This is a genomic window from Streptomyces laurentii (genome assembly GCF_040635425.1).
Taxonomy (GTDB): Bacteria; Actinomycetota; Actinomycetes; order Streptomycetales; family Streptomycetaceae; genus Streptomyces; species Streptomyces laurentii.
On sequence record NZ_JBEYHT010000043.1, the window covers coordinates 22,897 to 34,793 of the forward strand.

The 11,897-nt window shown below is 73.1% G+C and carries 12 protein-coding genes; 8 read left to right on the plus strand and 4 right to left on the minus strand.

The features are described 5' to 3' along the window. Window positions 1-32: 32 nt before the first annotated feature. The gene (locus ABZ693_RS24250) at window positions 33-788 is read right to left on the minus strand and encodes a Clp protease N-terminal domain-containing protein (RefSeq protein WP_359880894.1); all 756 of its coding nucleotides are present in this window, start codon (window positions 786-788) and stop codon (window positions 33-35) included. A gap of 178 nt (window positions 789-966) precedes the next feature. On the opposite strand from ABZ693_RS24250, the gene hemC reads away from it, so the two are divergent. From hemC to ABZ693_RS24275, 5 genes are all read left to right on the plus strand, one after another. Then, window positions 967-1,905, plus strand: a complete 939-nt coding sequence (gene hemC, locus ABZ693_RS24255; protein WP_359880896.1) for a hydroxymethylbilane synthase — start codon at window positions 967-969, stop codon at window positions 1,903-1,905. A 72-nt stretch (window positions 1,906-1,977) separates the two neighbouring features. Further along, entirely contained in the window at window positions 1,978-2,259 is a 282-nt protein-coding gene (locus ABZ693_RS24260) for a type II toxin-antitoxin system Phd/YefM family antitoxin (protein ID WP_359880898.1), read from the plus strand. Further along, complete coding sequence (locus tag ABZ693_RS24265; RefSeq protein ID WP_359880901.1) at window positions 2,256-2,510, plus strand: Txe/YoeB family addiction module toxin; 255 nt, start codon at window positions 2,256-2,258, stop codon at window positions 2,508-2,510. The genes ABZ693_RS24260 and ABZ693_RS24265 overlap by 4 nt, the downstream gene beginning before the upstream one ends. A gap of 359 nt (window positions 2,511-2,869) precedes the next feature. Next, complete coding sequence (locus ABZ693_RS24270; protein ID WP_359881006.1) at window positions 2,870-3,538, plus strand: RNA polymerase sigma factor; 669 nt, start codon at window positions 2,870-2,872, stop codon at window positions 3,536-3,538. Continuing rightward, window positions 3,538-4,776: a serine/threonine-protein kinase gene (locus tag ABZ693_RS24275; RefSeq protein WP_359880904.1), complete on the plus strand. Its 1,239-nt coding sequence runs from the start codon at window positions 3,538-3,540 to the stop codon at window positions 4,774-4,776. Before ABZ693_RS24270 ends, ABZ693_RS24275 begins: the two co-directional genes overlap by 1 nt. Window positions 4,777-4,983: 207 nt before the next feature. Here ABZ693_RS24275 and ABZ693_RS24280 read toward each other — a convergent pair whose 3' ends face one another. Continuing rightward, window positions 4,984-5,928, minus strand: a complete 945-nt coding sequence (locus ABZ693_RS24280; RefSeq protein ID WP_359880906.1) for a L,D-transpeptidase family protein — start codon at window positions 5,926-5,928, stop codon at window positions 4,984-4,986. Between the two features lie 237 nt (window positions 5,929-6,165). Between ABZ693_RS24280 and ABZ693_RS24285 the strand changes: the two genes are divergently transcribed. The 3 genes from ABZ693_RS24285 (at window position 6,166) to ABZ693_RS24295 (ending at window position 9,454) form a co-directional block, all read left to right on the plus strand. Beyond that, the gene (locus tag ABZ693_RS24285; RefSeq protein WP_359880908.1) at window positions 6,166-7,746 is read left to right on the plus strand and encodes an acyl-CoA mutase large subunit family protein; all 1,581 of its coding nucleotides are present in this window, start codon (window positions 6,166-6,168) and stop codon (window positions 7,744-7,746) included. A gap of 145 nt (window positions 7,747-7,891) precedes the next feature. Next, on the plus strand, window positions 7,892-8,572 hold the full coding sequence (gene leuE, locus ABZ693_RS24290) for a leucine efflux protein LeuE (RefSeq protein WP_359880910.1): 681 nt from the start codon (window positions 7,892-7,894) through the stop codon (window positions 8,570-8,572). Between the two features lie 60 nt (window positions 8,573-8,632). Further along, a complete protein-coding gene (locus ABZ693_RS24295) occupies window positions 8,633-9,454 on the plus strand; it encodes a MerR family transcriptional regulator (RefSeq protein ID WP_359880912.1) in 822 nt (273 codons plus the stop codon). On the opposite strand, the gene ABZ693_RS24300 is transcribed toward ABZ693_RS24295, so the two are convergent. Further along, window positions 9,441-10,808: a polysialyltransferase family glycosyltransferase gene (locus ABZ693_RS24300; RefSeq protein ID WP_359880915.1), complete on the minus strand. Its 1,368-nt coding sequence runs from the start codon at window positions 10,806-10,808 to the stop codon at window positions 9,441-9,443. The genes ABZ693_RS24295 and ABZ693_RS24300 overlap by 14 nt on opposite strands. Beyond that, entirely contained in the window at window positions 10,805-11,857 is a 1,053-nt protein-coding gene (locus tag ABZ693_RS24305) for a glycosyltransferase family 2 protein (RefSeq protein ID WP_359880917.1), read from the minus strand. The genes ABZ693_RS24300 and ABZ693_RS24305 overlap by 4 nt, the downstream gene beginning before the upstream one ends. Between the last annotated feature and the right edge of the window lie 40 nt (window positions 11,858-11,897).

Genomic DNA, 11,897 nt, shown 5'->3' on the forward strand with positions numbered 1-11,897 from the left:
GCCTCGCGCGTTCCCGGCTCACGCGTTTCCGCTCAGGACTCCGCCGGCGGCTCCTCGATGTGCAGCGCGGCGACGGCCTCGCCGATCTGCTCCTCGGCCCGCGCCTTGTCGAGGCCGAGACCCGCGAGCGGGCCCTTGCCGTCCTCGAACTCCAGCAGGGCGAGCAGGATGTGCTCGGTGCCGACGTAGTTGTGGCCGAGGCGCAGGGCCTCGCGGAAGGTGAGTTCCAGGACCTTCTTGGCGTCCGCGTCGTACGGGATGAGCGCGGGCACCTCGGCGGCGGCGGGCGGGAGTGCCGGGGTGAGCGCCGCGCGGATCTGCTCCGGGGTGACGCCCTGGGTGCCGGTCCAGTGGATCGCGAGCCCGTCGGGCTCGGCGAGCAGGCCCAGGGCGAGGTGGGCCGGGACCATCTTGTCGTTGCCGGCGGCGGTGGCCTCGTTCTGGGCGGCCATCACGACGTTGCGGGCGCGGGGCGTGAAGCGGCTGAACCCGGCGTTCGGGTCCATCTTCGCGGCGTTGCCGGCCGTGTCGCCCTTGGGGACGAACCGCTTCTGGACGGCCTGCCGGGTGACGCCCATGCTCTTGCCGATGTCGGTCCAGGAGGCCCCGGCGCGGCGCGCCTGGTCGACGAAGTGGCCGATGAGGTGGTCGGCGATCTCGCCGAGGTGGTCGGCCGCGATGACCGCGTCGGAGAGCTGGTCGAGAGCGTCCCCGGGGTGGCTCTTCTTGATCGCGTCGATCAGGTCGTCCAGTCGCACGGGGTTGGTCATGCCGAGTGGATTCGTCATGGTGCAACCCTAGGTTGACAGCGGAGGGGTGTCAACCGTTGGTTGACACCCCTCCGGCGTGGCGCGCGGGCCCGGAATCCGGGCAGCCCGTTTAGTGACAAAGTGTCGGAATCCGCAGGGGCCCCGCGCCCGTACCATGAAGGCCCAACAGGCCATCCATGCCGAGGAGTTGATCCGAATGGGCGACGGCGACGTGGTACGGATCGGATCGAGGGCCAGCAAGCTGGCGCGGGCCCAGGTCGCGGAGTGGCTCGCGCCGATCGCCGCGCGGTTCCCCGAGGTGACGTTCAAGCGGCAGGTCATCCTCGAAGGCGGGGACAAGGACCGGGTCACCCCGACGCTGGCCGAGGTCGCCCGGACGGCCGGCGGCTCCGCCTTCTCCACCAACCAGGAGGCGGCCCTGGTCGCGGGCGAGGTCGACGTGATCGTCCACTCGCTCAAGGACCTCCCCACCTCCGTGTGCGAGGGCACGCTCCTGCTGACGACCCCCGGCCCGCGCGAGGACGTACGGGACGTGCTGTGCGGCGCGACGCTCGCCGGCCTCCCGCAGGGCGCGCGCGTCGGCACGGGCGCCCCGCGCCGGGTGGCCCAGCTCCTCGCGCTGCGGCCCGACCTGCGGGTGGTGCCGATCCGCGGCAACGTCCCCGGACGGCTGGCCCGGACCACCAAGGGCGAGCTGGACGCGGTGCTGCTGGCGGCGGCGGGCCTGAACCGGCTCGGCCTGCTGCCGGAGAAGCACGAGGTGCTCGACCCCGCCGTCTTCCTGCCGTCCCCCGGCCAGGGCGCGCTGGGGATCCAGGTCCGCGCCGGGTCCCCGGCCGCCGACCTCCTGGCCGCGACCGGCGACCCCGAGACCGACGCGTGCGTGCGCGCCGAACGTGCCCTGCTCGCCGAACTCCACGGCGGCTGCTCGGTGCCCGTCGGCGCCTGGGGCCGGATCGGCCCCGGCGGTCTGCTCCACCTGTCCGCGACGGTGACCTCCCTGGACGGCGCCCAGCAGGTCACGGCGGCCGGCGAGGGCCCGGCCGACGACCCGGCGAAGGTGGGCGCCATGGTCGCGGCCGAGCTCCTCGCCCACGGCGCGTCCGGCATCCTCCGCTCGATCCGGCACTCCTGATTTCCAGGCGTTCCGTCCCGAGACGATGCCGGGCCTTCTTGCGTCGTGCCCCCTTCCAGCCCGAGGCTGTCCGTGTCCATCACCGCGAGCGAAGCCCGCAAGGCCCTCTTCCCGCTGATCAAGAAGGTCAACGACGATCACGAGGCCATCGAGATCGTCTCCAAGCACGGCAACGCCGTGCTTGTCTCGGCCGAGGACTACGCGGCACTGCGTGAAGGCTCGTACCTGCTGCGCTCGCCCGCCAACGCGCGGCGGCTGCTCAAGGCCTACGAGAACGCTCTGGGGCACGTCAACGTGTCCGAGCGCACGCTGATCGATCCGGACGCGGTGGACCCTGCCGCGGGTGCCGCGTGAGGCTTGTCTTCGAGGATCAGGGCTGGGAGGACTACACCTCCTGGCTCAAGAACGACCGCAAGACACTCGCTCGGATCAACAAGCTCACCGAGGACGTCAAGCGCGACCCGTTCACAGGGATCGGCAAGCCTGAGCCTCTCAAGTACCACTTGCCCGGGGCGTGGTCGAGGCGGATCGACGATGAGCATCGCCTCGTCTACCTGGTCACGGGCCAGGAGATCGTGATCCTCGCCGCCCGCTACCGCTACTGATCGCCGAGTCGGCTCCGCCGGGACGGGATCACGTCCGCAGGGCCGGGCGACGCGGCCGGGCGAGGCGGCCGGGCGAGGCGGGAAAGGAAGACGACCGGGGCCGCCACCCCCCACAGGAGAGGCCCCGGTCGTCGACCGCGGAGCCGCAGGGCGGCTCCGTATTCCTTACAGCGCCGCCGGTGCGCTTTCTGTCACACCCCGCCCCGACCCGGTCGGGCGGAGGGAAAGTTGCGCGTTGTACAAAGATCCGTACCGCGTGGACGCGGTGCCCGGGAAAGACGTAGCGTGCTGCTGCGCCCGGGGGCGGCGTGGCGGTGACCACCAGCCGCGATGAGCGCGACGATGGACAGGTGTGGGGAGTGCTGGGGGACGAGGCGGAGCTGACGGCCGCAGTGCTCGCCGCGCAGAACGGCGACGAGCAAGCCTTCCGCGCCGTGTACCGCGCGGTCCATCCCCGGCTCCTCGGGTACGTGCGCACGCTCGTCGGCGAGGCCGACGCCGAGGACGTCACCTCCGAGAGCTGGCTGCAGATCGCCCGCGACCTCGACCGTTTCGCCGGCGACGCCGACCGGTTCCGCGGCTGGGCCGCCCGGATCGCCCGCAACCGGGCCCTGGACCACATCCGGATGCGCGGCCGGCGCCCCGCCATCGGCGGCGACGAGACCGAACTCACCGACACGCCCGCCGAGTCCGACACCGCGGACGAGGCACTGGAGGCCCTGGCCACCGGCCGCACCATGCATCTCATCGCCCAACTGCCCCAGGACCAGGCCGAGGCCGTGGTGCTGCGCGTCGTCGTCGGCCTGGACGCCAAGAGCGCCGCCGACACCCTCGGCAAACGCCCCGGCGCCGTCCGCACCGCCGCCCACCGCGGCCTGAAGAAACTCACCGAACTCCTCGGCGCGTCCGGCCCCGACGGCGACGCCGGCCCGCTCGACGGGGTGCCCGCGCAGCGCGCCGTGCGGGCCGGAGCTCCGACCCCCGGACGTGTGACGCAAACGCGCGCGCGGACGCAGAAGGACATGTGATGGCCGACGAGCGGTATGCATGGCTCGACCAGGAGGCCGCGGAGCGGCTGCTGCGCGGTGAGCCCGTCGACCCGGTCGACCGTCTCGACGACACCGCCCGCGACGAGGCCCGGCTGCTCGCGCGCGCCCTCGAATCGGCCCGTACGCCCCTCCCGCCCCTGACCGCCGTCGGCCCCGACGGCGAACTCCCCGGCGAGGCCGCCGCCCTGGCCGCCTTCCGCGCGTCCGCCGCCGGCCGGGCCGCCGGAACCGCCCGCGTCCCGGCCGCGTCCGCCGGGGCGGGCACGCAGGCCGACCTCGGCGCCGTCCGGCTCGCGCCCGTCGCCGGGAGCCGTCGCTGGGGACGGTCGCTGCGGTACGGGCTCGCCGCCGCGTTCGCCGCCGTCACGGTCGGCGGGGTCGCCGTCGCCGCCGGTACGGGCGTGCTGCCGCTGACCTCGCACCCGGCGGCCCGCGAGGTCACCGCCGTCGACACCCCCGGCCCGGGCAATTCCACGACGGCCGGCGGCATCGGCTCCGAACTGCCCGCGCTCCCCTCCGGCGGCCCCGGGCGGCCGTCCGGCACGCCCGGCGGCACCTCCGCCCCGGGCATCACCCCGGGTGCGTCCGACGGCGCTTCGGCCGGTGCCACCACCGGGCCCGGCAGGGGCACCGGGCCGGACCAGGACGAGGACGGGGAGGGCGCGGCCGGCCGTGCCCGGTCGTTCCGGGCCTGCCAGGACTACCGCGCGGGCACGCTCGCGCCGGCCGGCCGGCAGCGGCTCGCGAACCTGCTCCGGAACGGCGAGACCGTCAAGCGCTACTGCGACCGGCTGCTGTCCGGCGGCCCCGACCGCCCGTCGACGACGCCCTCCGCGGGACGTACGCCGTCCGGCGGCCGTACGTCCTCCGGGAACAACGGCGGCTCCGGCAACGGCAACGGGAACGACAACGACAACGGCACTGGGTCCGGGTCCGGTTCGGGCTCCGGCAACAACTCCGGGAACGGCGGCGGCTCCGGCTCCGGTTCGGGCGCCGACGGGGGCGACTCCGAGGGTGACGGGAACCAGGGCCGCGGCGACAAGAACCACGGCCGGTCCGCCGGGAACGGCCGGCCCGGTCAGCCCGGTCAGTCGGGCCAATCCATCCAGAGCGACAAGGGCGGCAAGGCCGGCAAGGGCAAGCAGGGAGCCCAGGGCGTCCCGGCGAACCAGGGCCGTCAGAACGCGTCGCGCGGCTCCGGTCACCCCCGCGCGTAGTGCGCCCGTAACCCGCCCGCCGCATGGCATATGCCGAGTGGTGTGACACTTTCCGGCCCCGTGGCGCAGTAGAGAGTGAGCCGACTGGTCATCGGCGAGCGCACAGAGCCGGGGTTCCCCCCGTACCTTCCGGCTCGGCGCACCTGGCGCGGGCGGGACACGTTCCCCCGGTCCCGCCCGCGCCCCTTCTCCTTCAGGTCCCTCGCGTCACCAGTGGACGACGACCTTGTCGCCGACCTTCACCTGGTCGAAGACGGAGGCGAGCTTCGACCGGTCGCGGACGTTGACGCAGCCGTGCGACGCCCCGTTGTAGCCGCGGGCCGCGAAGTCCGCCGAGTAGTGCACCGCCTGGCCGCCGCTGAAGAACATCGAGTACGGCATCGGCGAGTGGTAGATCGTCGACGTCCAGTCCCGGGCCTTCCACTCCACCTTGAAGATGCCCTCGCGGGTCGGGGTGTTCTCCGAACCGAAGCGCACGTCCATCGCCGACACGACCTTGCCGTCGATCATCCAGGCGAGCGTCCGGCTCTCCTTGCTGATGCACAGCACCCGCCCGGTCATACAGCGCGGATCGGGCTTGTCGAGGACGTTGGTGGTCGGCGGGCGCAGCTCGGCGGCGGTCGGCCGGTGCGTCGCCGCGACCAGCTTGTCCCAGGTCTTCTGGTCGACCGAGCCGGTCACGGACAGCCCGTGCCCGCGCTGGTACGAGCGGACCGCGGCCGTGGTGATCGACCCGTAGAAGCCGGTGGGCGCCCGGTCGAAGACGCCGGCCTGCCGCAGCCGCGCCTGGAGTTCGCGGACCCGCGCGTTCTCGGCGCCCTCGGCCATGAGGATCTTCACCGTGGGGGTGGGCCGGGGCGTGGGGGTGGCCGTGGGTGCCGGCGGCTTGCCGTCCGCCGTCGGCTTCGCGGACGGCGTGGCGGGCCCGGACGGCTGGGGAGGCTTGGCCGGCTTGTGTGACGGCGTGCCGGTGGACGGCGTCGACGGGGGCGTCGACGGGGCGGGTGCCGTGACCCGGTCGGCCGGGGTCGGCGCCGTACCCGTACCCGATCCGGCGCCCGGACCGTCGGCCGTGGGCGTGCAGCCCACCGCCAGGACGGCGGCCGCGGCGGCCAGGACCGCCGCGCGTATGACGGACGACGAACGCTTCATCGATGCCCCCCGGGGAAAACCGCGTGTACCTACGTGTGTACCCCAGGGATGCGTCCCCGCCGCGCGGCGGTTGCGCACGTGACCGAATCGAGACGGGCATGCTGTGAGGAAGGTCCCAGCGGGCTGCTCTCCTCCGTGCCGCACGCCCGGCACTACAGTCCGCAGCGAGGGGTCGGTACCCACGAGTAGCGGTTGAGTAGCCGCTGAGCAGCAGCGGTTGATCGGGAGGCACATCACATGGCGCGCGAGTCGGAGTCGGGACTGCCCATCGAGCCGGTCTACGGACCGGACGCCCTGGAGGGCTGGGATCCGGCCGAGAAGCTGGGCGAGCCGGGCGCGTACCCGTTCACCCGGGGTGTGTACCCGACGATGTACACCGGCCGGCCGTGGACCATGCGCCAGTACGCGGGCTTCGGCACCGCCGTGGAGTCCAACGCCCGCTACAAGCAGCTCATCGACAACGGCACCATGGGCCTGTCGGTCGCCTTCGACCTGCCGACCCAGATGGGCCACGACTCCGACGCGCCCCTCTCGCACGGCGAGGTCGGCAAGGTCGGCGTGGCGATCGACTCGGTCGACGACATGCGGGTGCTGTTCGACGGCATCCCGCTCGACAAGGTCTCGACGTCGATGACCATCAACGCCCCCGCCGCGCTGCTGCTCCTGATGTACCAGCTGGTCGCCGAGGAGCAGGGCGTCGAGGCCGGGAAGCTGACCGGCACGATCCAGAACGACGTGCTGAAGGAGTACATCGCCCGCGGCACGTACATCTTCCCGCCCAAGCCGTCGCTGCGGCTGATCGCGGACATCTTCAAGTACTGCAAGGCCGAGATCCCGAAGTGGAACACCATCTCGATCTCCGGCTACCACATGGCCGAGGCCGGCGCCTCGCCCGCGCAGGAGATCGCGTTCACGCTCGCCGACGGCATCGAGTACGTCCGGACGGCCGTCGCCGCCGGCATGGACGTGGACGACTTCGCGCCGCGCCTGTCGTTCTTCTTCGTGGCGCGGACGACGATCCTGGAGGAGGTCGCCAAGTTCCGCGCGGCGCGCCGGATCTGGGCGCGGGTGATGAAGGAGGAGTTCGGCGCGAAGAACCCCAAGTCGCTGATGCTGCGCTTCCACACCCAGACCGCCGGCGTGCAGCTCACCGCGCAGCAGCCCGAGGTCAACCTGGTGCGCGTCGCGGTGCAGGGCCTCGCGGCCGTCCTCGGCGGCACGCAGTCGCTGCACACCAACTCCTTCGACGAGGCCATCGCGCTGCCGACGGACAAGTCGGCGCGGCTCGCGCTGCGGACGCAGCAGGTCCTCGCGTACGAGACCGACGTCACCGCCACCGTCGACCCGTTCGCGGGCAGCTACGTGGTGGAGCGGATGACCGACGAGGTCGAGGCCGCGGCCGTCGCACTCATGGGCAAGGTCGAGGAGCTGGGCGGCGCGGTCGACGCGATCGAGCGCGGCTTCCAGAAGAGCGAGATCGAGCGCTCGGCGTACCGCGTCGCGCAGGAGACCGACTCCGGCGAGCGGGTCGTCGTCGGCGTCAACCGCTACACCATCGACGTCGAGGAGCCGTACGAGCCGCTGCGCGTCGACCCGGCGATCGAGGCGCAGCAGGCCGAGCGGCTCGCCACGCTGCGCGCCGGGCGCGACCAGGCGGCGGTGGACGCGGCGCTCGTCGAGCTGAAGAAGGCGGCGGAGGGCACGGACAACGTCCTGTACCCGATGAAGACGGCGCTGAAGGCGCGGGCCACGGTCGGCGAGGTGTGCGACGCGCTGCGCCAGGTGTGGGGCACGTACGTGCCGACGGACGCGTTCTGACGCCTTCCCGGCGTCGTCGGGCAGCCCCGTTCCAGGGGTCTCCGGAGCCGGGTTCCGGCCGGATTCCGGAGGCCCTCGGAGGGGCTGATTCCGGCTGGTGAAACCCGAGAGCGGAGCGTCGTACTGGTGTGCGACACTCCGCTCCATGCTGGGTGTCACCGATCTGCCGACCTATCTCGCGGGCCTCGCCGTCATCATTCTCCTGCCGGGCCCGAACTCGCTCTACGTGCTGTCCGTCGCCGCCCGAAAAGGCACCCGGACCGGCTACAAGGCCGCCGCCGGCGTCTTCACCGGCGACACGGTCCTGATGACCCTCGCCGCCCTCGGCGCGGCCTCGCTGCTCCAGACCACGCCCCTGCTCTTCCTCGTCGTGAAGTACGCGGGCGCGGGCTATCTGACGTGGATGGCGTACGGGATGCTGCGCTCCGCCCTCGCCATGTGGCGCTCGCGCGGTCAGGAGCTCGTACCGGACGAGCCCGGCGCGGCCCAGGCCGTCCAGGCGGCGCAGGCGACCGAGGCCGCGGAGCATCCGTACCGCCGGGCCCTGGTCATCAGCCTCTTCAACCCGAAGGCGATCCTCTTCCTGATCTCCTTCTTCGTGCAGTTCGTGGACTCCTCCTACGCCTATCCGGCGCTGTCCTTCCTGCTCCTGGGCAGCCTGCTGCAGCTCGGCAGCTTCCTCTACCTCACCACCCTCATCTTCAGCGGCACGCGGCTCGCCGCCGCCTTCCGCCGCCGCAAGCGGCTGTCCGCCGGGGCGACCTCGGCCGCCGGCGCGCTCTTCCTCGGCTTCGCCGTGAAGCTCTCGCTGAGCAGCGCGGCCTGAGGCCTTTCTTCCGGCCTGTTTGACCCTGACACCGTGTGAGGCGGTCCCGTAGGAGGCGTCATGTTCACCATCGGAGACTTCGCCCGGTACGGGCGGGTGTCGGTCCGCATGCTGCGTCACTACGACGCCATCGGACTGCTGCGCCCGGCCCGTGTCGACCCGTACAGCGGCTACCGCCACTACACGGCGGACCAGCTCGCCCGGCTCAACCGCGTCATCGCGCTCAAGGATCTCGGCTTCACCCTGGAACAGGTGGGGGCCATCCTCGACGACGAGATCGGCGCGGACGAGCTGCGCGGGATGCTGCGGCTGCGCCAGGCCGAACTGGAATCGGCCCTGGACGCGGCGCGGGCGCGGCTCGCCCAGGTCGGCGCGCGGCTCCGAGCCATCGAAAGCGAGGGACACATGTCCACGCAGGACGTCGTCGTCAAGCGGATCCCGGCCGTCCGGATCGCCGAGCTGAGCGGCACCGCCGCGAGCTTCGGCCCGAAGGACATCACGCCGGTCATCGGCCCGCTGTACGAGGAGCTGTGCGCCCGCCTGGAGCGCGCGGGCGTCACCGGGTTCGGCCCGGGCATCGCGTACTACGAGGACGCGGGCCAGGGTGACGGCTCGATCGTCGTGCACGCCGGGACGAGCGTCCCGGAGGGCACGGCCGCGGAGGGCGTGCGGGTGCACGTCCTGCCGGGCGTCGAGGAGGCCGCCACCATCGTCCACCGGGGCTCCATGGACGCCATCCTGCCGACCGAGCAGGCCCTGGCCGCCTGGATCGGCACCAACGGCTACCAGTCGGCCGGATACGCCCGCGAGCTCTACCTGGAGTGCCCCGAGGACCCGGCCGGCTGGGTCACCGAGATCCAGGAGCCGGTCACCCGCGCCTGACCGACGAGGCCGCCCGCAGCGCCCGCCGCCGCAGCTTCAGGGCGCGGCGGGCCAGCCGGCGCAGCCCCGGGTGGCGGGGGACGGGCAGCCCGCCGGGCAGGCCCAGCGAGGTCAGCCGGCGCAGCGTGACGTGGTGCCGGGCGGCGGCCGCGTGCGGGCCGGACAGATGCCGTACGGCCGCGTCCCGCAGGTCGGGCCGCAGCCGCGGCTGCATCACGAACCCGACCGTCGCCACCAGGTCCGCCAGCGCGTCCCCCGCCAGGGGGGCCGCTCCGGCGGGCTCCTCCAGGTCCGGGACGAGCGCGTCCGCGAGGACGAGCGGGATCCGGTTGCTGTTCTGGTACGGCGTGAGCCGGGCGAGCAGCGGCCGGGTGCCGACCCGGGCCGTGGCGAGCCCGTAGAAGGCGCTCGCCGTGAACAGCGCCGTCGAGAAGCAGCCCACCACGAGCGCGGGCCGCAGCTCCCGGTACAGCACCTCGGCGAGCACCGGCCGGTCCAGGACGGTCAGTTCGGCGCCCAGTGCCGCCGCCTCCCGGACGAGGGCCGCCGACCAGGCGTCGGGGGCGCTCGGGTGCGGCTTGAAGACGAGCCGGCGGTGGCCGCGGGCGACCGCGCCCCGCACCATCCGCAGATGCAGTTCGCCCTCCTCCTCGGGGGTGAGGAGGGAGAGCGCGGCCAGGTACTGGCCGAGCAGCAGCACCGGCCCGGCCTCCGCTTCCGCCTCCGCTTCGGCTGCCGATTCCGGGGCCGGTCCGGCCAGCTCCTCCACGACCTTCGTGAACGCCTCGGCCGGTACGGCCTCGGCGACCGCCCCGAACTCCGCGAGCAGCAGCGGCGTGAGCCCCGGCACCAGGTCGAGGTGCAGCAGCCGCCGCACCCGCTCGCCGACCAGCGGGTCGATCCGGTTGCGGGTGGGCCCGTAGCTCATCAGCCCGTCCGCGTACACGTCGATGGACGCCTCCGGCAGCAGCCGCGCGATCGTCAGCGCGGGCGCGACCTGGAGGGACTCCACGACGAGTTCGAGCTTCCTGCCCGGGCCGCCGTCCAGCTTCCACAGCTGCCGCAGATACCGCTGGAGCATCGGCAGGTCGTCCGCGCGGGGCGTCCAGCCGCCCGGGTGCAGCGGCTCGATCGCCTCGTTCCAGTCCAGGACCTCGTCGAAGCGGTCGCGCAGCCGCTCGAAGCCGGGCATCCGGTGCACCGGGGTGGTGGTCTCCGGCACGGCCGCGTTGGTGGAGACGAGGAGCAGCCGCCGCCCGGCCGGCGCGAAGCGGCCGCTGTCGAGGGCGGCGGCCAGCGTCGCGGCGCCGTACAGCGTGGACGCGTAGAAGATCTGGGTGGTGCTGCTGCTCATACGGCGTTCGTCTCCTGGTGGGCCGCGGTGTCGGAGGTGGCCGGGGCCGCGGCCCGCGTCCCGTCGGCGGTGGCGGTCTGCGGGCCCGGGGCCGTCCGGCGGCGCCGGAGGCGGCGCAGCGGGCCCGCGCGGTCCTCGCCCATCGCCGTCAGGGCGTCGGCGAGCACGTCCCGCGGCAGCCGGCGCAGGGCCGCCGCGCTCCGTATCCGCAATTCGCGGCCCACTCCCGGCTCGAATCGGTCGATGTTCCCGAGGTGATGGGAAATCACCGCGCAATAGGTGCGGACGGCTTTCGGGAGCAGCAGATCCGCTTCCGGATCGGCACTCGTCTCCTCGACGACCTGGTCGAAAGCGCGCAGGAAATCGAGTTGCCGGACATCCCCGATCTGGGTGAGCGACGTGGCGACTCCGCGCCGGTAGAAGATTCCGGGTTCACCGGTGACGGCGAAGGATTCCGCTTCCCGGTGCAGCCGCCAGATCCACGGCCGGTCCTCGGCCGTGCGCAGCCCGTCGGTGAAGCGCAGGAGCCCCCGGTCGAGCAGCCGCCGCCGGTAGATCCCGGCCCAGGCGTACGGATAGTCGACGGCGGTCGACCGGTCGGCCGGCAGGATCACGCCGCGCGGCGACAGCACCACGCCGCGCCGTCCCACCGGGACCCGGCGCAGCGACCGCTTGCGGCCGGTGACCTGGACGTGGTCGACCCGCAGGAAGTCGCAGTCCAGCGCGTCGAGATCGGCGACGAGCCGCGCGTAGTAGCCGGGGGACAGCCAGTCGTCCCCGTCGAGGAAGGTCAGATACGCGCCGCGGGCGGCGTCGAGTCCGGTGTTGCGCGCGGTGGCGAGGCCCTGGTTGCGGGCGTGCCGGAGCAGCCGCGCGCCGGGGATCTCGTGCTCGGCCCGGGCCAGGAGTTCGGTGGTCCCGTCCGTCGAACAGTCGTCGACGAGCAGGAACTCGAAGTCCTCGCGGGCGTTCGCGCGCAGGCTTCGCAGGGTGTCGGAGGCGTATGTCTGCACGTTGTGGAACGGCACGACGACGGAGAGCTTGACCACGCGGCCGACGCTAGGCGCCGACCCGGCATTCGCCCTGACC

Bases quoted from the DNA above. Each gene is read 5' to 3' on its own strand.
- leuE (WP_359880910.1), top strand. From the start codon at position 7,892: ATGCTGGGTGTCACCGATCTGCCGACCTATCTCGCGGGCCTCGCCGTC.
- ABZ693_RS24295 (WP_359880912.1), top strand. From the start codon at position 8,633: ATGTTCACCATCGGAGACTTCGCCCGGTACGGGCGGGTGTCGGTCCGC.
- ABZ693_RS24250 (WP_359880894.1), bottom strand. From the start codon at position 788: ATGACGAATCCACTCGGCATGACCAACCCCGTGCGACTGGACGACCTG.
- ABZ693_RS24280 (WP_359880906.1), bottom strand. From the start codon at position 5,928: ATGAAGCGTTCGTCGTCCGTCATACGCGCGGCGGTCCTGGCCGCCGCG.
- ABZ693_RS24285 (WP_359880908.1), top strand. From the start codon at position 6,166: ATGGCGCGCGAGTCGGAGTCGGGACTGCCCATCGAGCCGGTCTACGGA.
- hemC (WP_359880896.1), top strand. From the start codon at position 967: ATGGGCGACGGCGACGTGGTACGGATCGGATCGAGGGCCAGCAAGCTG.
- ABZ693_RS24300 (WP_359880915.1), bottom strand. From the start codon at position 10,808: ATGAGCAGCAGCACCACCCAGATCTTCTACGCGTCCACGCTGTACGGC.
- ABZ693_RS24275 (WP_359880904.1), top strand. From the start codon at position 3,538: ATGGCCGACGAGCGGTATGCATGGCTCGACCAGGAGGCCGCGGAGCGG.